Origin of the sequence: Azospirillum cavernae, from assembly GCF_003590795.1 — a bacterium.
Taxonomy (GTDB): Bacteria; Pseudomonadota; Alphaproteobacteria; order Azospirillales; family Azospirillaceae; genus Azospirillum; species Azospirillum cavernae.
Window position 1 is genome coordinate 352,010 of the sequence record NZ_QYUL01000001.1, and the last position, 25,178, is coordinate 377,187.

Annotated in this window: 24 protein-coding genes and 1 tRNA gene; 14 read left to right on the forward strand and 11 right to left on the reverse strand. The window is 64.0% G+C overall.

Going from position 1 to position 25,178, the window contains the following annotated elements; all coding sequences use genetic code 11:
- Position 1 precedes the first annotated feature (1 nt).
- From D3877_RS01685 to D3877_RS01695, 3 genes are all read right to left on the reverse strand, one after another.
- On the reverse strand, positions 2 to 1,024 hold the full coding sequence (locus D3877_RS01685) for an aspartate-semialdehyde dehydrogenase (RefSeq protein WP_119830715.1): 1,023 nt from the start codon (positions 1,022 to 1,024) through the stop codon (positions 2 to 4).
- 101 nt (positions 1,025 to 1,125) lie between these two features.
- Positions 1,126 to 1,563: an SH3 domain-containing protein gene (locus tag D3877_RS01690; RefSeq protein ID WP_238474680.1), complete on the reverse strand. Its 438-nt coding sequence runs from the start codon at positions 1,561 to 1,563 to the stop codon at positions 1,126 to 1,128.
- Positions 1,564 to 1,692: 129 nt separating this feature from the next.
- Positions 1,693 to 1,941, reverse strand: a complete 249-nt coding sequence (locus D3877_RS01695; protein ID WP_119830716.1) for a DUF1272 domain-containing protein — start codon at positions 1,939 to 1,941, stop codon at positions 1,693 to 1,695.
- 268 nt (positions 1,942 to 2,209) lie between these two features.
- Between D3877_RS01695 and D3877_RS01700 the strand changes: the two genes are divergently transcribed.
- Positions 2,210 to 3,643 (forward strand): FAD/NAD(P)-binding protein, encoded by a 1,434-nt coding sequence (locus D3877_RS01700; protein ID WP_119829058.1) that lies wholly within the window; start codon positions 2,210 to 2,212, stop codon positions 3,641 to 3,643.
- 95 nt (positions 3,644 to 3,738) lie between these two features.
- On the opposite strand, the gene D3877_RS01705 is transcribed toward D3877_RS01700, so the two are convergent.
- The 3 genes from D3877_RS01705 to secA form a co-directional block, all read right to left on the reverse strand.
- On the reverse strand, positions 3,739 to 5,091 hold the full coding sequence (locus tag D3877_RS01705; protein WP_119829059.1) for a DEAD/DEAH box helicase: 1,353 nt from the start codon (positions 5,089 to 5,091) through the stop codon (positions 3,739 to 3,741).
- A gap of 274 nt (positions 5,092 to 5,365) precedes the next feature.
- Positions 5,366 to 5,908, reverse strand: a complete 543-nt coding sequence (locus tag D3877_RS01710) for a flagellar basal body-associated FliL family protein (RefSeq protein WP_119829060.1) — start codon at positions 5,906 to 5,908, stop codon at positions 5,366 to 5,368.
- 221 nt (positions 5,909 to 6,129) lie between these two features.
- Positions 6,130 to 8,817: a preprotein translocase subunit SecA gene (gene secA, locus D3877_RS01715; RefSeq protein WP_119829061.1), complete on the reverse strand. Its 2,688-nt coding sequence runs from the start codon at positions 8,815 to 8,817 to the stop codon at positions 6,130 to 6,132.
- A 298-nt stretch (positions 8,818 to 9,115) separates the two neighbouring features.
- Here secA and D3877_RS01720 point away from each other — a divergent pair, with 298 nt between their 5' ends.
- The 6 genes from D3877_RS01720 to D3877_RS01745 all read left to right on the forward strand — a co-directional run bounded on the left by D3877_RS01720 (position 9,116) and on the right by D3877_RS01745 (position 14,959).
- Positions 9,116 to 10,012: a peptidylprolyl isomerase gene (locus D3877_RS01720; RefSeq protein ID WP_119829062.1), complete on the forward strand. Its 897-nt coding sequence runs from the start codon at positions 9,116 to 9,118 to the stop codon at positions 10,010 to 10,012.
- Between the two features lie 193 nt (positions 10,013 to 10,205).
- Positions 10,206 to 11,444, forward strand: coding sequence for a bifunctional glutamate N-acetyltransferase/amino-acid acetyltransferase ArgJ (gene argJ / locus D3877_RS01725; protein WP_119829063.1), 1,239 nt, complete (start codon positions 10,206 to 10,208; stop codon positions 11,442 to 11,444).
- Positions 11,445 to 11,453: 9 nt separating this feature from the next.
- Entirely contained in the window at positions 11,454 to 12,050 is a 597-nt protein-coding gene (locus D3877_RS01730) for a GNAT family N-acetyltransferase (protein ID WP_119829064.1), read from the forward strand.
- Positions 12,047 to 12,490 carry a (deoxy)nucleoside triphosphate pyrophosphohydrolase gene (locus tag D3877_RS01735; RefSeq protein ID WP_119829065.1) on the forward strand — a complete coding sequence of 148 codons (444 nt, stop codon included), beginning with the start codon at positions 12,047 to 12,049 and terminating at the stop codon, positions 12,488 to 12,490. Before D3877_RS01730 ends, D3877_RS01735 begins: the two co-directional genes overlap by 4 nt.
- A 401-nt stretch (positions 12,491 to 12,891) precedes the next feature.
- A complete protein-coding gene (recQ, locus tag D3877_RS01740; RefSeq protein ID WP_119830717.1) occupies positions 12,892 to 14,802 on the forward strand; it encodes a DNA helicase RecQ in 1,911 nt (636 codons plus the stop codon).
- Between the two features lie 82 nt (positions 14,803 to 14,884).
- Positions 14,885 to 14,959, forward strand: a tRNA-Thr gene (locus tag D3877_RS01745).
- A 132-nt stretch (positions 14,960 to 15,091) separates the two neighbouring features.
- Here D3877_RS01745 and D3877_RS01750 read toward each other — a convergent pair.
- The 4 genes from D3877_RS01750 to D3877_RS01765 form a co-directional block, all read right to left on the reverse strand.
- Positions 15,092 to 16,144: a tyrosine-type recombinase/integrase gene (locus D3877_RS01750; protein ID WP_158599758.1), complete on the reverse strand. Its 1,053-nt coding sequence runs from the start codon at positions 16,142 to 16,144 to the stop codon at positions 15,092 to 15,094.
- Entirely contained in the window at positions 16,135 to 16,428 is a 294-nt protein-coding gene (locus D3877_RS01755) for a hypothetical protein (RefSeq protein ID WP_147395071.1), read from the reverse strand. The genes D3877_RS01750 and D3877_RS01755 overlap by 10 nt, the downstream gene beginning before the upstream one ends.
- Positions 16,429 to 16,467: 39 nt before the next feature.
- The gene (locus D3877_RS01760; RefSeq protein ID WP_119829068.1) at positions 16,468 to 16,968 is read right to left on the reverse strand and encodes a ribbon-helix-helix domain-containing protein; all 501 of its coding nucleotides are present in this window, start codon (positions 16,966 to 16,968) and stop codon (positions 16,468 to 16,470) included.
- 469 nt (positions 16,969 to 17,437) lie between these two features.
- A complete protein-coding gene (locus D3877_RS01765) occupies positions 17,438 to 17,902 on the reverse strand; it encodes a hypothetical protein (protein WP_238474681.1) in 465 nt (154 codons plus the stop codon).
- Between the two features lie 97 nt (positions 17,903 to 17,999).
- Between D3877_RS01765 and D3877_RS01770 the strand changes: the two genes are divergently transcribed.
- The 4 genes from D3877_RS01770 to D3877_RS01785 all read left to right on the forward strand — a co-directional run bounded on the left by D3877_RS01770 (position 18,000) and on the right by D3877_RS01785 (position 20,531).
- Entirely contained in the window at positions 18,000 to 18,179 is a 180-nt protein-coding gene (locus D3877_RS01770) for a hypothetical protein (protein ID WP_238474682.1), read from the forward strand.
- Between the two features lie 178 nt (positions 18,180 to 18,357).
- Positions 18,358 to 18,606: a hypothetical protein gene (locus tag D3877_RS01775; RefSeq protein WP_119829070.1), complete on the forward strand. Its 249-nt coding sequence runs from the start codon at positions 18,358 to 18,360 to the stop codon at positions 18,604 to 18,606.
- A 563-nt stretch (positions 18,607 to 19,169) separates the two neighbouring features.
- On the forward strand, positions 19,170 to 20,249 hold the full coding sequence (locus tag D3877_RS30095) for a hypothetical protein (protein WP_199720669.1): 1,080 nt from the start codon (positions 19,170 to 19,172) through the stop codon (positions 20,247 to 20,249).
- Positions 20,250 to 20,252: 3 nt separating this feature from the next.
- On the forward strand, positions 20,253 to 20,531 hold the full coding sequence (locus tag D3877_RS01785) for a hypothetical protein (RefSeq protein WP_119829071.1): 279 nt from the start codon (positions 20,253 to 20,255) through the stop codon (positions 20,529 to 20,531).
- 89 nt (positions 20,532 to 20,620) lie between these two features.
- On the opposite strand, the gene D3877_RS01790 is transcribed toward D3877_RS01785, so the two are convergent.
- A complete protein-coding gene (locus D3877_RS01790; protein WP_119829072.1) occupies positions 20,621 to 20,908 on the reverse strand; it encodes a HigA family addiction module antitoxin in 288 nt (95 codons plus the stop codon).
- A 207-nt stretch (positions 20,909 to 21,115) separates the two neighbouring features.
- Between D3877_RS01790 and D3877_RS01795 the strand changes: the two genes are divergently transcribed.
- The 3 genes from D3877_RS01795 (at position 21,116) to D3877_RS01800 (ending at position 24,807) form a co-directional block, all read left to right on the forward strand.
- A complete protein-coding gene (locus D3877_RS01795) occupies positions 21,116 to 22,498 on the forward strand; it encodes an SIR2 family NAD-dependent protein deacylase (protein ID WP_158599759.1) in 1,383 nt (460 codons plus the stop codon).
- Between the two features lie 51 nt (positions 22,499 to 22,549).
- Positions 22,550 to 23,542 carry a hypothetical protein gene (locus D3877_RS29265; protein ID WP_147395072.1) on the forward strand — a complete coding sequence of 331 codons (993 nt, stop codon included), beginning with the start codon at positions 22,550 to 22,552 and terminating at the stop codon, positions 23,540 to 23,542.
- Positions 23,543 to 23,958: 416 nt separating this feature from the next.
- Positions 23,959 to 24,807, forward strand: coding sequence for a hypothetical protein (locus D3877_RS01800; RefSeq protein ID WP_119829074.1), 849 nt, complete (start codon positions 23,959 to 23,961; stop codon positions 24,805 to 24,807).
- Positions 24,808 to 25,178: the final 371 nt, after the last annotated feature.

The window sequence follows — 25,178 nt, forward strand, 5'->3', positions numbered from 1 at the left end:
GTCACTCCTCCAGATAATCCCGCGCCAAAATCTCGGCGATCTGCACGGCGTTCAGGGCCGCGCCCTTGCGCAGATTGTCGGCGACCGACCAGAAGGCCAGACCGTTTTCCACCGTCACGTCGTCGCGGATGCGGCTGATGAAGACCGGGTTTTCGCCCGCGACCTCGACCGGGGTGATGTAGCCCTCGGGGGTGCCGGGCTTGTCCAGCACCGACAGGCCGGGGGCGGCGCGCAGGACCTCCAGCGCGTCGTCGGCGTTGATTTCCTGCTCCGTTTCGACATGGACCGACGCTGCGTCGCCGATGAAGACCGGCACCCGGACGCAGGTCGCCGCGATCTTGATCTTGGGGTCGAGGATCTTGCGGGTTTCGACGTTCAGCATCCATTCGGCGTTGGTCGATCCGTCGTCAAGGAAGCCGTCGATCTGCGGGATGACGTTGAAGGCGATCTGCTTTGGGAAGGCGCTTTTCACCACCGGGTCGGCGACGAAGATGGCGCGGGTCTGGGTGAACAGCTCGTCCATCGCGTCCTTGCCCTCGCCCGAGACGGCCTGATAGGTCGCGACGACGGCGCGGCGGACGGTGTAGCGGTCGTGCAGCGGCTTCAGCGCGATGACCAGCTGGATGGTCGCGGCGTTGGGCGCGGCGACGATGTAGCGCTGCTTGTACCCGGCCAGCGCCTGCGGGTTGACCTCCGGCACCACCAGCGGCACGTCGGGATCCATGCGGAAGGTCGGGCCGGTGTCGATCACCACGCAGCCGGACGTCGCGGCGCGCGACGCGTGGGCGGCCACCAGCTTGGCGTCCACCGCCATGAAGGCGATGTCGGCGGTGGAGAAGTCGAACTTGGTGAGATCCTGGACCTTCAGAACGCCGTCGTCGCCATAGGACACCTCATGCCCGACGGCGCGATCCATGCCCAGCGCGATGACGGTGTCGGCGGGAAACTTCCGCTCGGCGAGCGTGTTCAGGATCTCCCGCCCGACGTTGCCGGTGGCGCCGATGACCGCGACGGTGTAGCCCATGACGGAGGTCTCCTTGGTGCTCAGGGTAAACATGCGCGAAGAGCGAGTGACCTAGGCGCTTTCCCGGTCAATTGCAACCCGTCCGCCTGCGAAAGCGATGGTCAGTTCGGGATCGGGGCCGCGCCGATCTTGCCGCGCGGGGCCGCCTTGATCGTCGGCCCGGCGTTGTCCACCGGCTTGGCGAGAGTCGTCGTGGTGCCGCGCGTGCCGCTGGGCGCGCTGCCCTTCAGGCGCAGCAGATGCAAACGGACATAGGCGGTGGAGCCGCCCGCCTTCACCGCGACCCAATCGCTGTTGCGCACCCGGCCCAGCGTCGTCACCGACTGCCCGGCGCCAATGCTGGCGATGACGGCGGCGCCGTTGGTCGGTTGGGCGCGCAGTTGGGTCGGCTTGTCGGCCTCCCATTGGCCGAAGATGGGGTCGAGGCCGGGGCCGGTGTCGGGCGCGCTGCGGACGTCCGCCGGGTTGGGGATGCGGTCGCGCGGCAGGCATCCGGGGACCATCAGCATGGTCAGGGCCAGACCCAAGGGGAACAACACGCGCCGATTCATCGCACACCCTGTCGAACACACAGTACAGCGGCGACCTTACAGGAGAAACCGCCCCCTTCGCCACCGCAGCGCGACCCTTCAGGCTATGAGCTTTTTGAGGCGCGGGCGCTGGACTCTTCAGAACAGCGAGGCGCAGCCGTCGGATTTCACGGCCCGCAAACTGCTCGGCGGGTTGGCGGCGAGCTTGCCCGCCGGGCGGATCGGGCGGCGGACCAACTCCCCGCCGCAATTGGGGCAGCGCTGGCCGGGCAGACGGTCGCGGCAATCGACGCAGAAGGTGCATTCAAAGGAGCAGATCACCGCGTCGAGGGAGTCGGGCGGCAGATCGCGGTCGCAGCATTCGCAGGAGGGGCGGAGTTGCAGCATGGTCGGGCAGTCCTTGGGATGGGAACGCAACGTCGCCAGGATAGCGGCCATCATCGCGGGGTGGGAGTGGCGTGATTGACAATGTTCATCAAGATCACGCCATTTCTCAGCGGCCATTTCGTCGCGGAGGGCGTTGATGGATGGTGGATGATTTTGCTTCCCAGTTTATCTCTATTAAAATAATAGATATAAAGAGAATGAACGCGTGACGGCGCCGTCCTGCCGCTCCGACGCCCGCGCCCCTGACCTCAAAAGGTGGAAAGTCGCCATGTCCAGCCCAGCGCCCTGTCGCCCCGCCGACGTCTCGCCCGAACAGACCATCGCCATCGTTGGCGGCGGGTTCAGCGGCTGCTTGTTGGCCACCCATCTGTTGCGCGCCGCCCAACGCCCGCTGGCGATTCATCTGATTGAGGCGCGGGACCGTCGTGGCGTCGGCGTCGCCTACGCCACCCAGAACAACGCGCATGTGCTGAACGTGCGGGCGCAGAATATGAGCGCCTTTCCCGACGACGCGGGGCATTTTCTGCGCTGGCTGTCGGCGCGGAGCGGGGCGGAGGAGACGCCGCAACGCGGGCAATCCTTCGCCACCCGCGCGGAGTATGGGGCTTACATTCAAGATGTTCTGGGGCAGGCGCGGGCCGCCGCGCCGTCCCACGCCCGCTTGATCGAGCGTCGGGGCGAGGTGGTGGAACTGACGCCGACCGACGGCGGCGCGGCGCGTCTGCGGCTGGCCGATGGCGGCGATCTGACGGCGGATTCGGTGGCCCTGTGCATCGGCAACTTCCCGCCCTTGCCGCCCGGACTGACCTCGGCCACGGCGAAACAGGTTCTGGCGAGCGACCGCTTTCTCGGCGACCCTTGGGACAACGAGGCGTTGGCGGCGGTTGACCGGGACGCGCGGGTGGTCATCCTCGGCACCGGCCTGACCATGGTGGACATCGCGCTGCTTCTGCTCAACCAGGGTCATCGCGGGGCGATCACCACCCTGTCGCGCCGGGGCTTCTTGCCGCACCGGCACGCCGAGACGCGGCCCATCGACGCCTTTCTCCACCCGGACCGGATGCCGCGAACGGTTTTGGACGTGTTGATCGCCTTGCGGGCGGCGGCGCGGCGGGCGGACGAGGCCGGGGACGGCTGGCGTTCGGCCTTCGACGCGCTGCGCCCCCATCACCACCGTCTGTGGGCGGGGCTGCCGCTGGACGAGCGCCGCCGCTTTCTGCGTCACGCCCGGCCCTTTTGGGACATCCACCGCCACCGCATGGCCCCCGCTGTCGCCGATCGGATCGACGTCGCGCGCGCCAGCGGTCAATTGACCGTGCAGGCCGGACGCTTGACGGACATCGCCGCCAGGGCGGATGGGCTGGAGTTGTCGGTGCTGGCGCGCGGCGGGGCGCGGCGGACGACCTTGCAGGGCGACGTCGTCATCAACGCCATCGGCACGAATTGCGACTATGACCGGGTGCGACACCCGCTGGTGCGCTCGCTGCTCGATCAGGGGCTGGCGCGGCCCGATCCGTTGCGTCTGGGGTTGGACGTCACCGCGACGGGGGCGCTGATTGGCGCGAACGGCGTCGCGTCCGCGCGCGTCGTCGCCTTGGGGCCGGTCAGCAAGGCGCCCTTCTGGGAAATGGTCGCGGTGCCGGAACTGCGCCTGCAATGCTTTGAAACGGCAAAACGCCTGTTGGATGGGCTGGAGGGATAGAGTTGACATGGAAACGGGGCGGTCCTCGTGAGAGAACCGCCCCGTCATTCGCTCAGTCGCGCCGGATCAGAGCGATCCGGCGATCCTGTTTGTCCTTACCAAGCCTTGGCGCGGGCGACCGGCTTGCCGCCGTTGCCATGGGCTTCGCGGCGGGCGTGGCTGTGGTCCGGACGGGCGTCCGAACGGCCATGCTCCGAACGCGGGCCACGCGGGCCTTGGGCGGCGGGCTTGTCGTTGGCGCCACGCTGCCAGGGCTTCGGGCCGCCGCTGGGGCGGGCGTTGCGGCTGGGCGGACGGCCACCAGCGGTGAACGGGCGTTGCGGCTCCAGACCGGGGATCACATGCACCGCCAGCGCGGCGTTGGTGTAACGCTCGATGCGGAACAGGGTCTCGCGGTCGGCGCGGCCAGCGAAGGAGATCGCGATGCCCGAAGCGCCCGCACGACCCGTGCGACCGATGCGGTGAACGTAATCTTCGGCCGAACGCGGCAGGTCGAAGTTGATGACGTGGGTGATGTCACGCACGTCGATGCCGCGCGCGGCGACGTCGGTCGCCACCAGCAGACGGATCTGCCCGGTGCGCAGACGCTGGAGCGTGCGGTTGCGCTTGCCCTGGTCCATGTCGCCGTGCAGAGCGGCGGCGGAGTGACCGGCGTCAGCCAGTTCCTCGGCCAGCGAATCGGCGTCGCGCTTGGTCGCGGCGAAGATGATCGCCTTGCCGACTTCCGGCTGAGCGGCGAAATGCTGGAGCATCTTGCGCTTGTGGTCGAGATCGTCGGCGTGGTGCAGACGCTGTTCGACGTTGATCGCCGTGGCTTCGGTTTCCACCGCGACCCGTTCCGGGTTGCGCAGCAGGTTGTTGGCCAGGCCGGTCATGCGGCGGTCGAGCGTCGCGGTGAACAGCATGGTCTGGCGGGTCGGCGGGCAGCATTTGGCGATGGTTTCCACGTCATCGTGGAAGCCCATGTCCAGCATGCGGTCGGCTTCGTCGAGGATCAGAACCTCGACCGCTTCCAGATCGATGCGGCGGCGCGACACATGGTCGATCAGACGGCCCGGCGTGGCGACGACGATGTCCACCGGACGCGACAGCAGGCGAAGCTGCTCGCGGTAGGGCATGCCGCCGACGACGTCCACGATGTTCAGCTTCATGAACTTCGCGTATTTGCGGGCGGCGTCCGTGACCTGCTTGGCCAGTTCGCGGGTGGGGGCCAGCACCAGAACGCGCGGAGCGGCGACGCCCAAACGGGGCAGTTCGGCGATGCGGGTCAGGGCGGGCAGCATGAAGGCGGCGGTCTTGCCGGTGCCGGTTTCGGCGGTGGCGAGGATGTCGCGGCCAGCGATCGCCGGGGGAATCGCGGCGGCCTGGACCGGGGTCGCGACGGTGTATTCAAAAGCCTCAAGGGCCTTCAGGACGAGCGGGTGCAGACCAAGTTCAGCAAACGACAATGCAGTCAACCTTCTCAAGACAAGACGGCACGCCCACACGCGCCCGAATGGCGAGCGTGAGAGAAGCCGGCGGTTTCGCCGGGAGGAGGTCGAGAGGGAGAGGCGTCTATCCGAAGCATGAACCGCCCAAACCCCTCACAGTGGGGTGGACGCCCTGCGAAATCAAAGCGCGTCTCGCTCAAGAGACGCGCGAGCCTCCAGCGATCAAGACGCACTTAATAGTCTATTGCGTCGCACAAACCAAGATCTTTCGGCGGGACAAGCCCTGCGTCCCTCACCGGACGACCATGCGTTCTATGTAGACGTCGCGGATCAGCCCGGCCCCGGCCTCGCGCCGCACCGCGTCCTTGACGGCGTCTTTCAGCAATTGCGCCGATCCGGGCGCGGTCAGCCGATCCGCCTCCACCCGGCCCACGCTTTCAAACAGCCGGTCGGCGATGCGGTCCTGATAGCGCAGAACGGCGTCGGCCTTCACCTTGGGGGCCAGCACCAGCGACACCTGCATGTCGATGGCGCGCGACCCGCCCAGCGCGATGTCCAAAGCGGGCAGGGGGGCCAGCCGGGCCTTTGGCCCCATCTGCGCGGCGACGCGGCGGCTTTCAAACACATGGCTGAAGGCGAAGGTGCCCGCATAGGCCAGCCCGGTCAGTGTCAGAAGGACCAGCAGAACGGTGGCGATCAGACGGCGGGTGTGCGGTTCCTGCCGGGGGTGATGGATGGAGGTCGGAGCCGGGCGCGCGGGCGCCGGGGGATTCGGCGTTGGGTGTTGGGGAATTGGGTGGCTGGGTGTCGGGTGGAGCGGGGTGTGGGCGGCCATGATCGGAACCCTCCGAACCGGCGGCGCGCAGAGGCTCTACCGCCTGTGGCGTCGCCTTGGGAACCACGATCAGACTACACCCGTTCGCGTTCAGAATTCGTGAATCCACGGGCCGCGACGGCGTGCCGCATGGCCTTTCGCGCTGTGGCATGAACGGAAACGGGCGAGCCAATGGCCCGCCCGTTTCTCTTTATTCTGGTCCTGCGTTTGGGAAGACCGGGTTACGCCAGACGCCCATGGCAATGCTTGAACTTCTTGCCCGATCCGCAGGGGCAATTGGCGTTGCGCGGCGTGTTGGCCATCACATCGTCCGGCAGCGGCTGGTCTTCCGGGATGAGAGCGCCGTCGCCACCGGCCATGGCGAGCGCCGGGTCGTTGCGGCCCTCCTGCATCTCCTGCATGCGGCGGGCGAACATCTCCTCCTCCGACGGGGCCATGCGGACTTCGACATGCATCAGCACCGACGTGACCTGCTCGCGCAGATTCATCAGCATGGTGTCGAACAGCTCGAACGCCTCGCGCTTGTACTCGTTCAGCGGATCCTTCTGCGCGTAGGCGCGCAAGGAAATGCCCTGGCGGAGATGGTCGAGCTGGAGCAGGTGATCCTTCCATTCCTGATCGAGGATCTGGAGCAGCAGGCTCTTTTCCACATGGCGCATGGTGTCGGCGCCATAGGCCTCTTCCTTGGCCGCGTATTTCTCATCGGCGGCGGTGCGGACCCGCTCCTCGATCTCCGGCTCGGCGATGCCCTCTTCCTTGGCCCAGTCATGAACCGGCAGATCCATGCCCAACAGGCGGTTGGCCGATTCATGCAGCGAATCGATGTCCCACTGTTCGGAATAGCTGTTGGCGGGAATCGCGGTGGCGACGACGTTGGCGATGATCTGGTGGCGCATCTCGCGGATTTCCTCCGCGATGTCCTCGCTGTCCATCACCTCGCGGCGCTGTTCATAGACGACCTTGCGCTGATCGTTCATGACGTTGTCGAACTTCAGCAGGTTCTTGCGGACCTCGAAATGGTGCGCTTCGACCTTTTGCTGAGCCTTTTCCAACGCCTTGTTGATCCAGGGATGGATGATCGCCTCGCCTTCCTTCAGGCCAAGGCGTTGCAGCATGCTGTCCATCCGCTCCGACCCGAAGATGCGCATCAGATCGTCTTCCAGCGACAGGAAGAATTTCGACGTGCCGGGATCGCCCTGACGGCCCGAACGGCCACGGAGCTGGTTGTCGATGCGGCGGCTTTCGTGACGTTCGGTGCCGATGACGTAGAGGCCGCCAGCGGCCTTCACCACCTCGCGCGCCTCGGCGATTTCGGCCTCGATCTGCGTGATGCGGGCGTCGCGCTCCGGGCCTTCCGGGATGTCGGACAGCTCGACCTCGATCCGCATCTGAAGATTGCCGCCCAACTGGATGTCGGTGCCGCGACCGGCCATGTTGGTGGCGACCGTCACCGCGCCGGCGCGCCCGGCCTGGGCGACGATGTAGGCCTCCTGCTCGTGGTGGCGGGCGTTCAGCACATTGTGCGGGATGCCGCGCTTGGTCAGCAGATCGGCCAGCAATTCCGACTTTTCGATGGAGGTGGTGCCGACCAGAACCGGCTGGCCGCGCTTGCGCGCCTCCTCGATCAAATCGATCATCGCGTGGTATTTTTCGGCGCCGGTGCGATAGACCTCGTCGTCATGGTCGATGCGCTTGACCGCGACGTTGGTCGGGATGTCCACCACCTCAAGACCATAGATCTCGCCGAATTCGGAGGCCTCGGTCATCGCGGTGCCGGTCATGCCCGCCAGCTTGGGATAGATGCGGAAATAATTCTGGAAGGTGATGGAGGCGAGAGTCTGGTTCTCGCGCTGGATCGTCACCCGCTCCTTGGCTTCCAGCGCCTGGTGCAGCCCTTCGGAGAAGCGGCGACCGTCCATCATGCGCCCGGTGAACTCGTCGATGATGATGACCTTGTCATCCTTGACGATGTAATCCTTGTCGCGCTGGAACAGCGTGTGCGCGCGCAGGGCCTGTTGGGCGTGGTGGACCAGCGCGACGTTCTGAATGTCGTACAGCCCGCCGGTTTTCAGCAAATCCGCTTCGGCCAGCAGCTTTTCCATGTGCTCCTGCCCGATTTCGGAGAAGCTGACGGAGCGGTGCTTCTCGTCCTTCTCGAAATCCTCCGGGACCAGCAGCGGGATCAGGCGATCCACCTGGAGATACATTTCGCCCGCGTCGGTCGACGGGCCGGAAATGATGAGCGGGGTGCGCGCCTCGTCGATCAGGATCGAGTCGACCTCGTCGACGATGGCGTAATTGAACGTCCGCTGGACCATTTCCTCCAGGCGGAACTTCATGTTGTCGCGCAGATAGTCGAAGCCGAACTCGTTGTTCGTGCCATAGGTGATGTCGGCGGCGTAGGCGGCGCGGCGCTCGTCGTCGTCCAGGCCCGGCACGATGCAGCCGGTGCTCAGGCCGAGGAAGCTGTAGACCCGGCTCATCCAACCGCTGTCGCGGCGGGCCAGATAGTCGTTGACGGTGACGACGTGGACGCCCTTGCCCTCCAGCGCGTTCAGATAGACGGCCAGCGTGGCGACCAGCGTCTTGCCTTCGCCCGTCCGCATTTCCGAAATCTTGCCCTGGTGCAGCACCATGCCGCCGAGAAGCTGCACGTCGAAATGCCGCTGGCCCAGCACGCGCTTGGCCGCCTCGCGCACGGTGGCGAAGGCGTCGGGCAGGATGTCGTCCAGCGACTCGCCCTTGGTCAGCCGTTCGCGCAGCCAATCGGTGCGCGCCTTCAGCGCCTCATCCGACAGCGCCGCGACCGACGGCTCCAAGTCGTTGATCTGCTGGACGGTTTTGTGCAGCGCCTTGACCACGCGCGTGTTGGCGGTGCCGAAAATCTTGCGGGCGAGAGCGCCGAACATGAAAACCTCGGAAGTAAAACGGAGTGTGGGCCAGCCTATCGACGGGTCTCACATAGGGCTATGGCGGGGCGCTGTCAACGAGACCGGCCCATTGGACCCACGCAAAACCACCGCAAAAGCGGCTGTGGGGCTGGTATTGGCGCAGACGGCTGCCCAGTTGTGTGACGGATTGATGGGGGCCTTGCCCGGCACGCGCAACCCATGCTTAATCCTCACGAAATCGGGCGCGGAGCGGCGGGTGGCTCTGGCGCCGCGAGTCACGCTTCGCCCCACACCCGCCGGAAGGAAATGAGTCGCCATGGTGAATCGAGTGTTCCGCACCGCTCTTCTGTCGATGGCCGTTTGCGGCGTCGCGCTGACCGCGCACGCGCAGACCGCCGCCCCGACCCCCGCCGCCGACCCGGTCGTCGCGCGCGTGAATGGTGAGGAACTGCACCGCTCCGACGTTACCCGGATGGTCGCGCAACTGCCGCCCCAGGTGCAGCAGATGCCCATCGAGATGATCTATCCGGCGGTCATCGACCAGCTCGTCAGCGGCAAGCTGGTGGCGTCGGCGGGCTACAAGGCCAAGCTGGCCGACAGCGCCGAGGTCAAGGACGAGGTCAAGCGCGCCGAGGAGCGCGCCGTGCAGCGCGCCTTCATCCAGAAGGAAATGAAGTCCCGCATCACGCCCAAGGCGCTGGACGAGGCCTATCAGGCCTATCTGAAGCAGAACCCGCCGCAGGACGAGGTCAAGGCCGCCCACATTCTGGTCGAAAAGGAAGACGAGGCCAAGGCCATCATCGCCGAACTGGCCAAGGGCGGCGATTTCGCCAAGCTGGCCAAGGAAAAGTCGAAAGATTCGGTGGCGGCCCAGCAGGGCGGCGATCTGGGTTACTTCACCAAGGACGCGATGGTCGAGCCGTTCGCCGTCGCCGCTTTCGCCATGGCGAAGGGCGAGGTGAGCAAGGAGCCGGTCAAGACCCAGTTCGGCTTCCACATCATCAAGGTCGAAGACAAGCGCACCCAGCCCGCTCCGACGCTGGACGAGGTCAAGCCGCAGCTTGAACAGACCCTGTCGAAGGATCTCGTGACCGCCCTGGTGGACGAGCTGCGCGGCGCCGCCAAGGTCGAGACCTTCCAGATGGACGGTTCGCCGATGCCCAAGGAAGATCCCGCCGCCGCCCCGAAGGCGGACGAGCCGAAGAAGCCGTAAGCCTGCCGATCGGAAAGCGGTCGCGGCGACGGCCCCCTCCCTAACCCTCCCCCGCTCACGCGGGAGAGGGGATGGGCGTCGCTGATCCGCAAGGCCCCCTCTCCCGCGTCAGCGGGGGAGGGTTGGGGTGGGGGCAAAACCCCGCTCCGCGTTCGCGCTACACAAAACCCACCCCCCGCACGGGAATTCCCCCATGGCCACGACGCTCTCTCCCTTGGCTCCCGCCAGCTTTCCGACGCTGCCCCCCATCGCGGGCGTGCGCATCGCCACGGCGAACAGCGGCATCCGATACAAGGGCCGCGACGATCTGCTGCTGGCCGTGCTGGATCCCGACACCGCCGTGGCCGGGGTGCTGACCCGCTCGTTGACCTGTTCCGCTCCGGTGATCTGGTGCCGCGACAGCCTGCCCAAGGGGTCGGCCCGCGCCGTCGTGGTCAACGCGGGCAACGCCAACGCCTTCACCGGCAAGGCGGGCGACGCCACCGTTCAGGCGACCGTCCAGGCCGCCGCCGCCATCGCGGATTGCGCGCCCGACGAGGTGTACATCGCGTCGACCGGCGTGATCGGCATCCCGCTGGCCGCCGACGCCATCGGCAAATCCCTGCCCGCCATGGTCCCGACGCTCGCGGCGGATTCGGCGGCGTGGGAAAAGGCCGCCCGCGCCATCATGACCACCGACACCTTCCCCAAGGGCGCCGTCCGCAGCGTCACCATCGGCGGCACGCCGGTGACGATCGCCGGTTTCGCCAAGGGGTCGGGGATGATCGCCCCGGACATGGCGACGATGCTGGGCTTCGTCTTCACCGACGCCGCCATCGCGTCCAGCGCCTTGCAGGACATGCTGTCGGAATTCACCGAGCGCACCTTCAACGCCATCACGGTGGACGGCGACACCTCGACCAGCGACACGCTGCTGCTGTTCGCCACCGGCAAGGCGGGCAACGCCCCGGTGTCCAGCGCCGCCGCCGCCGAACTGGCCGATTTCCGCGCCGCCCTGGAAGATTTGCTGCTTGATCTGGCCTTGCAGATCGTTCGCGACGGCGAAGGCGCCACCAAATTCGTCGCCATCACGGTGGACGGGGCCGACAGCGACGCGGCGGCCAAGCGCATCGCGCTGACCGTCGCCAACTCCCCCCTGGTCAAGACCGCCGTCGCCGGCGAGGACGCCAATTGGGGCCGCATCGTCGCCGCCATCGGGCGGGCGGGCGAGCGCGCCGACCGCGATCTCATCAAGATCACCGTCGGCGGCACGCTGATCTGCGCCGAAGGGATGGAAGTCCCCGGCTATGACGAAACCCCGGTCGCCGCCCACATGAAGGGCAAGGAGATCGACGTCCACATCGACCTTGGGCTTGGTCGCGGCACCGCCAAGGTGTGGACCTGCGATCTGACCCACGGCTACATCGACATCAACGGCAGCTACCGGAGCTGACGCGCGCCGATGGCCGCGTTTGGGGGCGCAATGGGGTTGCCGGAGCGGGTGGACGCGCGGAACCTCCGTCTGCGCCCCTTCCGGTTGACGGACGTTCCGCAGCTCGTGCCGTTGATCGGGGACCGCAGGGTGTCGCGCTGGCTGCCTCGCGCGCCCCATCCCTACACCGACGCGGACGGGCGGGCGTGGGTTGAGTGGTCCAGCCGCCAGCGTCAAGCGGGCGAGGCGTTGGAGCTTCTGGCGGAGCGGCGCGGCGACGGTACGGTGATCGGCGGCGCCGGATTGCGCCTGGACGCGGATGGGCGGACGGGAGCCGAACTCGGCTATTGGGTCGGCCTGCCGCACCAGCGTTTCGGCTATGGGCGCGACATGGCGCAGGGAATGCTGTCCGCCGCGTTCGACCGCCTGGGCTTGTCCGTCGTATGGGCTGAGGTGGATCCGGCCAACCATCCGTCCCAAAGGCTTGTGACCGCGCTCGGCTTTGAACCCTCGCCTTCGTCCGTTTCCGCTTCTGCGGCGCATGGAAGCGCGGCGGAGGGAGACGGCGCGGATCGTTTCGTGATGACCGCCGCGCGTTGGCGGAGCTTGCAAGGAGAGCGCGCGTGACCGCCTGTTTCGATCCCACCTCCACCCCGCCGCGCGGCAGCCTGCCGACCTTGTTCGTCGTCGCGGTGGCCCTGGTGGACGCTGATGGCCGCGTGCTGCTGGCCCAACGCCCGCCCGGCAAGTCGCTGGCGGGGCTGTGGGAATTTCCCGGCGGCAAGGTGGACGCGGGGGAAACCCCGGAAGCCGCCCTGGTGCGCGAGCTGAAGGAGGAGTTGGGGATCGACACGGCGGCGAGCTGTCTGGCCCCCTTCACCTTCGCCTCGCACAGTTACGAGAGCTTTCACCTGCTGATGCCGCTCTATGTCTGCCGGGTGTGGGAGGGCGACGTCGTCGCGCAGGAGGGGCAGCGTCTGGCCTGGGTCCGTCCCAACCGCATGGGCGATTACCCGATGCCGCCCGCCGACGTGCCGCTGGTCGCCATGCTGCGGGATCTTCTGTAGACCTTGCGTTGAAAAAGGACGGCGACGGCGCTATAGTGATGGGAGGAGGCCGATGGGTGTTCCTGCACCCACCGGCCCGCTCCTGATGCTTAGCGGCGGGTCACGCGGATTTCGATCCGCCAACGCCGCCACTGGAGCACCAGGGAGAAGGGCATCTTCTTCATGCCTTTTTTCCTCCTTCTGAAACGGCGGATGGACCACCCATCCGCCGCTTTCAGTTTACACGGCAGGAAAGAAAAACTCCCCTATCTCCACACGCATGTGTGGAGTTGACAGCGGGCCGCCGCGCGGTCCGCTCGCCCGAGTCGTGATTGCGGCTTTGCCGTTGGGGCAATCTGTGCGACATCATGGGGCCTGATCCGAAGGCCGGGTTCCGGCCCCCACTTTTGAACCGCATCGGCGTGGATTCGTTGTTTTCCTTTTCTGGTCGCGACTCCGGCGCGAGTCCCGGCGACGACCCTGACGCGGCGCTCAATGCGCTGCGCACGGTTTTCGGCTACGCCTCCTTCCGGGGGCAGCAGGCCGACATCATCGATCATGTCGTGCGCGGCGGCGACGCGCTGGTGCTGATGCCGACCGGCGGCGGCAAATCGCTGTGCTACCAAATCCCGGCGCTGGTGCGCGACGGCGTGACCGTGGTCGTCTCGCCGCTGATCGCCCTGATGCGCGACCAGGTCACGGCGATGCGCGAGTTGGGCGTGCGCGCCGCCTTCCTCAACTCCTCCCTGGGCGCGGCGGAAGCGCGCGAGGTCGAACGCGACATGGCGCGCGGCGACATCGACCTTGTCTATGTCGCCCCGGAACGGCTGGTGACGCCGCGTTTCCTGGAGTTGCTCGACCGCACCAAGCTGGCGCTGTTCGCGCTGGACGAGGCGCATTGCGTGTCGCAATGGGGGCATGATTTCCGCCCGGAATATCTGCAACTGTCGATCCTGCACGAACGCCACCCGGATGTGCCGCGCATCGCGCTGACCGCCACCGCTGATGTGCAGACCCGCAACGAGATCAAGGAAAAGCTGGGGCTGACGGAGGCGCGGGTCTTCCTGTCCAGCTTCGACCGCCCCAACATCACCTACCGCGTCGTGCCGAAGAAGAGCGAGCGTCAGCAGATGCTGGCCTTCCTCAACGAGAATCACGGTGAGGACGCGGGCATCGTCTATTGCATGTCGCGCGCGAAGGTCGAGGACACGGCGGCCTGGCTGAACGCCCAGGGGCGCGAGGCGCTGCCCTACCACGCCGGTCTTCCCGCCTCCGTGCGCGAAGCCAACCAGGACCGCTTCATCAAAAGCGAGGGCATCGTCATGGTGGCGACGGTGGCCTTCGGCATGGGCATCGACAAGCCGAACGTCCGTTTCGTCTGCCACCTCGACCCGCCGAAAAGCCTGGAGGCCTATTACCAGGAAACCGGGCGCGCCGGGCGCGACGGCCTGCCCGCCAACGCCTGGATGTCCTACGGCATGGCCGACGTGGTCATGCTGCGCCAGATGCTGGAGCAGTCGGAGGCGGGCGACAGCCACCGCCGGGTGGAGCGCGGCAAGCTGGAGGCGCTGCTCGGTTATTGCGAGACGTCGGGCTGCCGTCGTCAGGTCTTGCTGAATTATTTCAACGAGACGATGGCCGAGCCTTGCGGCAATTGCGACACCTGCCTGGACCCGGTGGCGAGTTGGGACGGCACCATCGCCGCGCAAAAGGCGCTGTCGGCGGTCTACCGCACCGGCCAGCGCTATGGCGCCGGGCATCTGATCGACGTGCTGTTGGGAAACGCGACCGAAAAGGTGATCCAGCAGGCGCATGACGCGCTGAAAACCTTCGGCGTCGGCAAGGATCTGGCGAAGACCGAATGGCAATCGGTGTACCGCCAGTTGGTGGCCAACGGCTTCCTGACCGTCGATCTGGAAGGCTATGGCGGTTTCCGCCTGACCGACGCCGGGGTGGCGGTCATCAAGGGGCAACGGTCGGTCAGTCTGCGCAAGGATCCGGTTCAGGAGCGCCGTCGCGGCGTCCACGACGCCTTGCGCCGCCAAACCGGACGGGGCGGGGCGGGAAGTGGTGGTTCGTCGTCGAGCGGAACCCGCACCAGCCTGTCGGCGGCGGACGACGCCCTGTGGCACGCCCTGCGCGATTGCCGCACCGGGCTGGCCAAGGAGCAGGGGGTGCCGCCCTACGTCATTTTTCACGACAGCACCCTGTTGGAGATGGTCCATCAACGCCCGCTGACGCCCGACGCCTTCGCCCGCCTGCCCGGCGTGGGCAGCCGCAAGCTGGAACGCTACGCCGCCGCCTTTCTGGACGTGATTCACGAGCATGGCTGAGGCCGACCAGGGGCGTGATTTTTTTTGAAATTGTTCGCTTGCATCCGTCCGATCACGCCGCTATGTTCCCCGCCACAACGACGCCGCAGTAGCTCAGGGGTAGAGCAACTGATTCGTAATCAGTAGGTCCGGGGTTCAATTCCCTGTTGCGGCACCACTCTAAGGCCCTGAAACGTAATGCGTTTCGGGGCCTTTCCATGTCTGGCTTCCGCCATTTTTCCCACCGCCGAAAATGGCGATTTCCCACTTGGCGTTTGGCGGGCGTGCGGTGGGGTGAAAATAGGCCCCGTCATGAACGCGGTTTCCGGCCGGTCTGGCGTTTGTTTTGCGCCGCCGTGGCCATGCGTTCATCGGGCCGAACATACACCGCCACGACGCCTCTCGACCTGTGACCCGTCACCGAGCGGATTTCATCGTCGGTCGCCCCCGCCGCGCCCAGCTCCGTCGCCGCCGTCCGCCGCAGGTCGCGGAATTGCAAATCCGAAGGCAGCTTGGCGATCGCCCGGATCCGGGCGAACTCATGGCCGAAGTGAAATTGCTGATAAGGCCGTCCGGTGGCCTCGCTCACGATGATCTGGACAGCCTGCCGTTTCATCGCCGCCAACCGCGCCTGCATGTCGGGCATCACCGGCACCCGCAACGCGTGCTTGGTCTTGTTCTGAACGATGGTGAACGCCGCGCCGTCATAGTCGTTCCACGTCAGCGCCAGGATGTCGCCCTGCCGCTGGCCGATGTCGAGCGCCAACCGGACGGCGAGCGCCAGCGACTCCCGCTTCTCCGCCGCCGCCGCCGCGCAAAACGCCTCGACCTGTTCAGGCGTCCAGATCTGGGTTCGGGCGGCGACGCCGGTCAGTCGCATCCCATCCGCCGGTGAAACGTCGATCATCCCCCGGTCACAGGCATGCCCCAGCAGAATGCGCCAGACGCGCATCATGGCGTTCGCCGTCGCCAGCCCGGATTTCGTCTGCACCACCTCATAGCCCGTGACCAGCCACGCGCGCGTGATCGTGGACACGATCTTCGACGCCGCGACCTTCTCGATCCGGCGCAGCAGCAGCCGGTAATCCTGCTTGGTCTTCGGGGCCAGCTTGGCGAATTGCGGCGACGCCTCATACTTGCCGATCAACGCGGCCACGCTGCCGGGGATGATCGAGGGCGGCAGCCCGGCGCGCCGCGCCCGCTCGTTCTCGACCTGGGCGTTCAAATCGCGCGCGCGGGTGATCGCCTTGTCGGTGTCGTCGCCCAGCGCCTCATCGCAAAAGCCCAACGCCTTCACCGCCGCCGTGGTGCGCCAGTACCAGCGCCCGGCCACCCGCTTCATGCGCGGGACGTTCAATTCCACCCTGCCCATTCCGAAGCGCCGCCCGTCCGGTTGTCCGCGATGGAGTCTTGCTGGAGTCCGCTGCGTTCGTCCTGCCGTTTGTCAAGCAAGAGCCGATCCCACAGCAGGCGCCCGGCGCGGGCGGACAAGACGGCGCCCCGACGTTCGGGCGGCGGCCAATGGCCGTCGGCGACTTCCCGGTCGAATTGGCCGGGCGACACGCCGACATAGCGCGCGGCTTGGTCGCGGCTGAGCAGGCGCGGCCAATAGGGCAACCCGGCGAGGTCGGACACTTTGGCGATCACGATCAACCTTCCTGACGCGCCACGTCGGCGCCGTGCTGGTCATGCATGATTGAGGGCGGCGGTTCGGCTTGGCGCGGACGATGACGGATCCAAGGAGACCGCGCCGCCTGGAATCGGCGCCGCGCCCGTCCCATGGCGGCGTGGCGGTGGTTCCAATTGGGCCAGGACCGGGGCAGGGGCCGTGTAGGTTTGCAAAAACAGGCGGACCAGCGCCGTCAACGGCTGTTCACGGGCGTAGGACCGCTCATGAATCGCGCTGATGAGCACGTCTCGGTTTGCGTAGCCCTCGACCTCGGCGATGTGGTCGAGCAGCAGCCACGACGTGACGTCCAACCGCATGGACGTTCGGTGCGCGGTCCAGCGGTTGGCGATCACCACATTGTACGCGACCAGCGGCGTTGAGCCGCCCTTCGGCAGAGCTGGCGCCATGTGGCGCAGCGTGCGTTCCATCTTGCCCGACAGGACGCCAAGGGATCGGTCCATCGGCACGTTTTGCGGCCCGTCCCGGCGCGGCAAGGGGGCCTTGATTGCGCCCTTCATCGGCTGACTCCCCGAAAAATCTTGATCCAAGGGCGCTGGCGTTCCCGGCCTGCCCTGTATTAGGATGCGCGGTATATCGTGAGTTCGTCAATCAAAAATTCAACGGTATACCGCGTTTTCTGATGCGCTGATTTGCCCCCGCTCTGACCGGGCGAGGGCGGCGGCGAGCCGCTTTCAGAGGCAACTGTTGGAGAATGTCCGCAACAGGGCGCAACTTTTCCGTTTGTGCGCAAACCATGCCGGGTCGGGGCGCGCCCTGTGGTCAGCCGCGCGCCTGCCCGACAGCCGGGGCTGACCCCCGGCGGGGCGATGAATCAATGGGGGATGGCGGTGTCAGACACGCCGAAGAACGAGCAGTCGAGTTCCCTGTCATACCGGCGCGCGCGTGAGGATCGCGCCGTCGAACTGGTGACGTTGCTGTGCCGCCGCGAGGGGGCGGACAAGATCCTGCCGCTGATCGACCGCTGGATTAGGATGCGTCGGAGTCGCGCGGCCCGCTGCGCCGCTCAAGGAGCCGAATCAGGCCATCGACGTCCTCGATAGTCCAGGACCGGAAGGTGTTCCGGATCTTGACCTGGACTTCCCAGTCCGGATCGCCATGGGCCAGCAGCTCCGCCAGAGTCATCCCGGCGCCTTCCGCAAGCTTGGTCAAGGTGTCGATCGTGCTGTTCGATCCCTTGAAGGCGTCCAGAACCGTTGTGGTCGGGATCTTCGCCAATCCCGCCCAATGGTTCTTGGACCGCAGACGCTCTTTCCGCGTCAGCAGGACACGATTGAGCGCTGCGGCGATGTCGGTCTTGGGCGGCGTTTCCATGGCGGCATTATGCGGACCCGGCGCAAAAGCGCGAGAACGCTGTACCGATGATTCAAATTGCTCTAACACCGAAAACACCCCCTTGACATTCACGGTATACCGATGGATTTTGGTGGTCATGAAACACGTCATGCACATCGATGCTTCGATTCATCGAATCTGCGCCTTCGCCCGGCACATGGGGTGGACCGCGCAAACATTCGGCCGGGCCGCGTCCATGCCACCCAGCACCGTGCGTGACGTGCTGCGCCAGCAGGGAAACCCGACCGCCATCACCCTGCGAGCCATGGAGGCGGTGATTCCCCCCGATTTCATGACCGATCCCGTGGCCCTGGCCGCCAGCGACCTCAGCGCGCCGCTTTTGGGCAAACCGCGCGGGAAAAGGAGAAGGGCATGACCCGAGGGAATCGGCAAAATCCCGGACTCCTGGTTGTTTCGTTGGGAAGCATCGCTCGCTCTGCGCGATCAAGCAACCCTGAAGGATCTGGCCTTGCGGGATATGTCCTTCACGCCGAATCAGGCGCTTGCCGTCCGGTGGGGTCAATCGGGGGCGCCCCGACCTCCCAGGCGCCGTCATGACCGCCGCCGAATCCTCCCCCCTCACCCCCGCCCAGCGCGCCGTTTTGGCGGCGTGGCCCGCGTTTGAGGCCGCCGCCGCTGTGAAAAGCTGGAGCCTCGACCGCCTGGTCTGGGCGGTGTTCCGCGTCCACCGCCTCGCCGATCTGCCGGACCATGAGGCGGACGAGCTGTTGTCCCTGATGACGCGCGCCACCGCCCGCCTGCGCGACCTGCGGGCGGCTCCGGCCCGGCAAGGGACGGCATGACCGGGCGCCGCCCAACCGTCCGCGCGCCTTCGGATCCCAGATCCATCCAGAAAAACAATCTGTTCCGCCCGCCAACCCGCCATCGCGCGGGCTGGGCGCGCGGCCCGCCGCCGCCGCGCGGGGCCGAGTCGTCTCCGCCCCCTCGTCCTTGTGTTGAGGACCGCGCCGCTTTCGGTCGCCCCACGACCGGAGGCGATGCGCGTTTGCGCCCCCCAACGCCGCGCGCGCCCGCGCCGGTGAACCCTGGAGCTTCGCCATGAATCCGCGCGCCCCGCCCTGACGCGGGACGGCCCCGCCGAGGCCGCCCCGCTGGGACTCCGATCATCGCCGCCGCTGTGACGCCCGCCGTTCGCGCGGCGGGAACGCGGTGATCTGCGCCCAGAGGGTATCGCAAAACAGGAATAAATTCCGATGTTTCTTGCAGCCACGCCCCCGTGCGCCCGCAGGAAACCGCCACGCCCCGGCGGACCCACGCGCCGCCGGTGACAGGACAGGTGCGCCATGACCGCAAAACCGCCCCGGACCAGCCGCGAGCCTCGACCTCTGGCGCGGGAGGACGCGCCATGAGGTGGGTTCGCCTGTACAACGAGACCGCCATGGATCCGAAATGGCGCCTCGTCGCCGCCGACAGCGGCCAGCCGGTGCACGCCGTGCTGGCGGTGTGGTCGGCGATGCTGTGCCACGCCTCGGGCATCGAGCCGCGCGGTACCCTGCTGGGGTGGAGCGACCGGCTGATCGGCGCGGCGCTGGATCTGCCCGCCGCCGCCGTCGCGGCGATTCGCGCGGCGATGCAGGGGCTGACGCTGGACGGCGACCGCCTCAGCGCCTGGGACAAGCGCCAGTTCAAGAGCGACCATGACGGGGCCGAACGGATGCGCGAACACCGGGCGCGCAAGGCCACCGGCGAGCCGTCGCCGGACGCGCCGCCATCTGTGACGCCCCCACCTGTGACGTCACCTGTGACGTCACGGCCTCTGCGCGCGACAGATTACAGATTTCAGATTACAGAAAGAAAAAACACCCCCCAAAGCCCCCCGCCGCCGGACGATCCGCCGCCACGCAGCTCGCCACCGGATTTCCCGCCGTCGCTGGAGGCCGATTTCGCCGACTGGTACGGGCGTTACCCGCACCGGGTTGGCCGCGCCGCCGCCGAGCGGGCTTACCGGGCGGCGCGACGGCGCGGAGCGACTCGCGAGGCGTTGCTGTCCGGCGCCGCCCGCTATCGCGAGCGTCTGGCCCAGCCGGAGGCGCCCCGGCCCTGCAACCCGGCGACCTGGCTGGCGCAAGACCGCTGGCTGGACGAACCCATGCCGCTGGAAACCCCATCGCGGATCAAGGCCTGCGGACGCTCAATCGCCCCAGAGCCGACTCCGTCGCCCCCGCCGCCGCCATCGCCGCTGTTGACCACGCGCCGCCCGTCGCGGGCGGCCATCGCGGGCGTCCTCGCCCAGCGCTGCCCCCGCCTGCACCCGGCCCGCGTCCAGGATTTCGCCCAGCAGCTCGACCAGTGGTTCAGCCGGGGGCGCATCGGCTGGAACAGCTTTTGGGGCGATCCGCCCGACAGCCCGGAGTGCGAGATCCCGGCGGCGGCCATCGACGCGGTCCGCGCCCATCTGGCCGAGGCCGTCGAGGGGAGGGCCTGAGCCATGCCCGCGCCCTCCGGCCATCTCCGGCGCCGTGCGCCCGACCGCCAGCTTCGCCTGGATCTGGGCGATCCGCCCCGCACGGCGCGCCACCGCCCGGCGCCGCCCCAGCCCGAGGCCGACGCCCTCTATCGCGCCGTCCAGGCCCTGCGCGCCGCCGGTCATCGGGTCTACCGATCCGGCGCGCTGCACCGGGTGGATGACCGCCTGTTGACCACGACGGACCTGATCCGGCTGCGCCGCGCCGATCCACGCTGCGAACAGCCCGAGGGAGAACGATGATGGGCGCGGCGAGCCTGATGTTCGCGCGGCTCGGCGCCGTCCTGCCGCGCGGCGTCGGCTGGGAGCTTGGACGCCGCGCCGCCCGCCCGTCAGGCCGCGCGGGGGTCGACGCTGCGCTGGATGTCCTCGCCGCGCTCGGCGACGGCGGCGGACAGGTCATGCGCCATCTGGAGATTCAGCCAGAATTCTGGCGTGGTGCCGAAATAGCGCGCCAGCCGCAACGCGGTGTCGGCGGTGATCCCGCGCCGCTCGTTGACGATTTCCCCGATGCGGGCCGCCGGAACGCACAGCGCCAGCGCCAGCGCGTTGGCCGAGAGATCGAACGGGACGAGGAGCTCGTCCCGGAGAACCTCGCCAGGGTGGGTTTTGATCCGCATGGCGCCCTCCTTGGCGTTGGCTGGTCAGTGGTAATCGACGATTTCGACCTCGTGAGCGGTGCTATCTTACTAGATGAAGATAATACGCTTATGTTGCGCTGTTGAGTTGAAATGAATTAGAATTCTTTTGTTGGATTAGAGGCTGGAACGCCTCCAGATCCTACAATTTAGAAAATGTTAACATCACCTTCCCTTAAGAGGATTTTCATGACAGACGGTGGAAGTGGGTATATCGGGTCCAAGTATGGACGATATGTTGAAGAGATAAAAGATGATATATCAGAAACTATGCAGAAGTTTGGCTGTCAACCCATACTATTCGTAGGTTCCGGTCTAACGAAAAGATATGTTGGCACGCCAAATTGGGATGAACTTCTGAGCTATCTTGCTGAATTGTGCCCAAATATTGAAAAAGGAATTGGCTTTTATAAGCAGTCATTCAAAACGCCTATGAGAATTGGAGAAGAATTTTCTCGCCTTTTCCAGAATTGGGCTTGGGGCAATGGGCACGCTCATTTCCCAAAAGAAATGTTTGATGCGTCTGTGGATGCGCAATCCTACATAAAGTATAAGATAGCTACATATATCCGTGAATTTACGGAGAAAAATGATGGCATTTTCTTTGATGAATATAGCGATGAAATTGGTTCCCTAAAAAAAATTAGACCTCACGCTGTAATTACAACAAATTATGACTGCATGATGGAAATTTTATTTCCAGATCATACTCCTATTATTGGCCAGCAGATACTAAAGGGTCAGCAGATATCAATCGGAGAAATATATAAAATTCATGGCTGCGTAAGCGAATACAATAGTATTGTTTTTACGCAAAGAGACTATGATAACTTCATGAGGAAAAAGAAATTCCTTAGCGCAAAGTTGCTCACTTTCTTTAACGAACATCCCTTGATTTTTATAGGTTATAGTGCCGGCGATCCAAATATAAGGGCGATATTGTCTGATATAGATGAGGCTCTGCCAGAGAAAGGAGGCGTTGTCCCTAATGTTTATATTCTGGAGTGGAATAGGAATATTAGCAGCAAATCCACTCCTGCGCGTGAAAAAATAATTCCTACCGAGGATGAGCGTTCAGTTCGCGTGAAGCTGATAGAAGCGTCTGATTTTGGTTGGGTTTTTGATGCTTTTTCTTCTAATCCTGTTCTTAATGATATTAACCCTCGAGTGCTTCGGGCTCTTGTTGCGCGTTCATATGATTTGGTTCGTCATGATATTCCTAATATGAAGGTGCACGCCGATTTTCAGATGCTTACTGAATCAGTAGAGAGTTCAAGTTCTTTTGCCAAGTTGTTCGGGATAGCAAACATTAGTGATTATAGCATAGCTTCTGCACAGCATCCATTAAGTGCGACTCAACTTGGAAAAATGCTTGGTTTCAAAGGGTGGCATCACGCTAACAAATTGATGGATAAAATAATTTCGGAAAAGGGCATAAATATTAAGGAGTGCGATAATAAATACCACCGATCTGAAATGGTAAACAAAACAAAATTTCACAAGTTTTCCCACGATGCGGTCGACCTACTTAGAAAGGTAAAAAATGGAGAAGATTATAATGTAGATATATAAATGATGTATCAGAAATGGAATTCATCGTTTCTATATAATACGGAGATAAAAATGAAGCCTATTGACAAGCCATATATATTATTGGACTACAATGTTGTTAAGTACATAAAAAATGGCTATGCCCCTAAGGATAAAAATGGAGATTGCTCAAAAGATGGAGTTGCATTATCGCATCTAGTGCAAAGATTGAAAAGGAAATATTGTTTTCCAATTTGTGAGTCGCATTTACTTGATCTTAAGAAAAGCGTCAATCCAGGAAATGAAGATCGCGTGTTAGATGACCTAAGGTTCATGTCTGAAATGTCGAATAACACAGCGTTGTTCATGAAGCGAGATGGTGACCAAAAAATTGTGTTGTTTGAAGGCGTTGATATAAAAGATCATTTTCAGAAAATTCTTTCTGAAAACGAACCTCAACAACCGATCAATATAATAACCGGAAGAAGTTTCAATGTTGATATGGATAAAGTTGATGAAGACTCAATTTTCATGGATGAGCTACAAAAAAATAACGGATTAATGGATAAAGATGTAATAAAAAATGTATTGAGAGAAATTTGGATAAATATAGATAATCCAGTGTATTATAATAAATTTAAAAAAAACATCATCATGCTAAGGGATAACTTGATGAATAATGATACATCGATATCTGATCATACGAATGAGATTGAGAAAGCGATCAAATATCTTGATTTCTTCAATGAGAATGATGACGATCTATTTGACGGAAAAGCAATGGAGTTTTGTTCATGGTTGAGTGAGGTTGGCGGAGTAAAAATCGATAGCATGAATTTGCATTATAAAATCCAGAACCTATATATGGTTCTTGATTTTCACCCAATTCTTTCTGAGAAAACTGATAAAAAAAACAAGCCAAGCAATATTATGCGAGACTGTAAGGCTGCAATATTTGGATCTTCAGCGGAGTATTTAGTAACTGAGGACAATAAATTTTACAGAAAAATAAAGATTGTCTATAGAATTCTTGGAATTCGCACAAAGACTGTGAAAATGTCTGAATTCATGGATCGTTTTCTCTGATAATTTCTTTAGGATCCCCAAAATTTTTACTAATACTCAGGTGCGGAAGGAAAATACATGTGACCTGCCTCCAAGGCGTTGATTTTCCCCGGCTGTCTCTGAACCATCTGAATGCGTCTGTGTACTGGGCGCGGTATTGGTATTGCTCTTGACGCCCCACCCCCAACGGAGCGACTCTTCCCCCCGGAGCCTCAGAACCTCCTCTACAGGCGGCAAGCCACCCGCGCGTTTTCGCGATGTGGCTCTTTTCATGCCCGGACTCTGTCCGTAGCATGCCCCTTCGCCGGGGGTCGGATAATACAACACCCGCAAGGGGAATAGTCCGGCCTGACCTGTACAGGTTCTGAACCCCCGGCACCAGGGCGGTCCTCAGAAGCCTTCTTGATGTCGGCCACGCCGTACAGGAGGGCTTCGCCATGGACACCATGGGCGACAACGGGCAAGCCTTGCCCGCGTTATCACTGACCGACATCGACACCACCATCAGCGGCGAGCCGCGCATCCTCGACCTGCGCCTCGCCGAAGCCTTGGGCTTCAAGAAGCCCCGCGACATCCGCCCCCTGATCGAGCGCCATCTCGACGCCCTGGAGCGGCTTGGCGGAATTTGCCGCACCGTGCGGCAAAATCCCGGACGCGGACGCCCGGCGACCGAATTCTGGCTGACGAAAAAACAAGCCATCTACATCACCACCAAGGCCGAGACCGACCGCGCCACCGACATCACCATCGCCGTGGTCGAGCTGTTCGACGCCGCGACCGGCGCCGCCGCTCCTCCCGCCCCGGCTCCGGCGCTGACCCGCGCCGACCTCGACGCCATCGACCAGCGCGCCCGCCGGATCGGGCAGGAGGAGGAGCGCCGCGCCCGCGCCGCGCTGACCGGGCAGGCGCTCGACCGTCTGCGCCGGGGCGAGCCGATCGACGCCGCCCAGCTTGACGCCGCTCGGTTCGACGCCGCCCGGCCCGCCCTGTCCGCCGCTCCGCCCCCGCCGCCGCCCCGCCGGACCCACGCGCAGAGCGTCGATCTCGCCGTCGCCCACCTCCGCGCCCTGCCGCCCGAACTGCGCGAGGAGGGTTTCCGCCTGACGCGCGCCGTCAAGGCCCACAGCGACGCCCTGAAGGAGCTGAAGGCCGCGACCGAAGCCATCCACTCCCCCCTCGACGCCGTCGCCGAAATCCTGGAACGCGAAGCCCACACCCTGCGCCAAACCCTCGCCGCCCAACCCACCACCGCCCGCTCCGCCACCGCTCCGGGGGACCGGGCGTGAGGACGATCCTGGCGGTCCAGGGAAAGGGCGGCGGTCCAAAGACCGCCGCCGTCCGCAATCGGGCGGCGGCTGGGGCACGAGCGGGCCTATGCCCTGCGGTGGTTGGTGGGCACGATCCGGGGTGAGCCATCCCCAAAAAGAACGCGGCGGGCCGAAGCCCGCCGCACATCTTGTGCCATCAGGGGCGAACCCCCATGACGTGTTAACGGAAGGACCCCGATCCCCCAGCGGCTAAGCAAGGAAATTGTCATTCCATCCCCAGGGTTGCACGGCGCAAACCGCGCGTCAAGGACGTGCATTCTCCTTTCCGAATAGACTTTGCGCGGACGTCATCCGAAAGTTGATCCTCCATAAGGCGAGTTCTCGTTGCT

What these genes read in the sequence shown, in the direction of transcription:
- D3877_RS01795 (WP_158599759.1), top strand. Translation starts at nt 21,116, where the DNA reads ATGACAGACGGTGGAAGTGGGTATATCGGGTCCAAGTATGGACGATAT.
- D3877_RS01700 (WP_119829058.1), top strand. Translation starts at nt 2,210, where the DNA reads ATGTCCAGCCCAGCGCCCTGTCGCCCCGCCGACGTCTCGCCCGAACAG.
- D3877_RS29265 (WP_147395072.1), top strand. Translation starts at nt 22,550, where the DNA reads ATGAAGCCTATTGACAAGCCATATATATTATTGGACTACAATGTTGTT.
- D3877_RS01685 (WP_119830715.1), bottom strand. Translation starts at nt 1,024, where the DNA reads ATGGGCTACACCGTCGCGGTCATCGGCGCCACCGGCAACGTCGGGCGG.
- D3877_RS01695 (WP_119830716.1), bottom strand. Translation starts at nt 1,941, where the DNA reads ATGCTGCAACTCCGCCCCTCCTGCGAATGCTGCGACCGCGATCTGCCG.
- D3877_RS01710 (WP_119829060.1), bottom strand. Translation starts at nt 5,908, where the DNA reads ATGGCCGCCCACACCCCGCTCCACCCGACACCCAGCCACCCAATTCCC.
- D3877_RS01720 (WP_119829062.1), top strand. Translation starts at nt 9,116, where the DNA reads ATGGTGAATCGAGTGTTCCGCACCGCTCTTCTGTCGATGGCCGTTTGC.
- D3877_RS01790 (WP_119829072.1), bottom strand. Translation starts at nt 20,908, where the DNA reads ATGCGGATCAAAACCCACCCTGGCGAGGTTCTCCGGGACGAGCTCCTC.
- D3877_RS01765 (WP_238474681.1), bottom strand. Translation starts at nt 17,902, where the DNA reads ATGACCACCAAAATCCATCGGTATACCGTGAATGTCAAGGGGGTGTTT.
- secA (WP_119829061.1), bottom strand. Translation starts at nt 8,817, where the DNA reads ATGTTCGGCGCTCTCGCCCGCAAGATTTTCGGCACCGCCAACACGCGC.
- D3877_RS01730 (WP_119829064.1), top strand. Translation starts at nt 11,454, where the DNA reads ATGGCCGCGTTTGGGGGCGCAATGGGGTTGCCGGAGCGGGTGGACGCG.
- argJ (WP_119829063.1), top strand. Translation starts at nt 10,206, where the DNA reads ATGGCCACGACGCTCTCTCCCTTGGCTCCCGCCAGCTTTCCGACGCTG.
- D3877_RS01800 (WP_119829074.1), top strand. Translation starts at nt 23,959, where the DNA reads ATGGACACCATGGGCGACAACGGGCAAGCCTTGCCCGCGTTATCACTG.
- D3877_RS01775 (WP_119829070.1), top strand. Translation starts at nt 18,358, where the DNA reads ATGACCGCCGCCGAATCCTCCCCCCTCACCCCCGCCCAGCGCGCCGTT.
- D3877_RS01760 (WP_119829068.1), bottom strand. Translation starts at nt 16,968, where the DNA reads ATGAAGGGCGCAATCAAGGCCCCCTTGCCGCGCCGGGACGGGCCGCAA.
- D3877_RS01785 (WP_119829071.1), top strand. Translation starts at nt 20,253, where the DNA reads ATGCCCGCGCCCTCCGGCCATCTCCGGCGCCGTGCGCCCGACCGCCAG.
- D3877_RS01770 (WP_238474682.1), top strand. Translation starts at nt 18,000, where the DNA reads ATGCCACCCAGCACCGTGCGTGACGTGCTGCGCCAGCAGGGAAACCCG.
- D3877_RS30095 (WP_199720669.1), top strand. Translation starts at nt 19,170, where the DNA reads ATGAGGTGGGTTCGCCTGTACAACGAGACCGCCATGGATCCGAAATGG.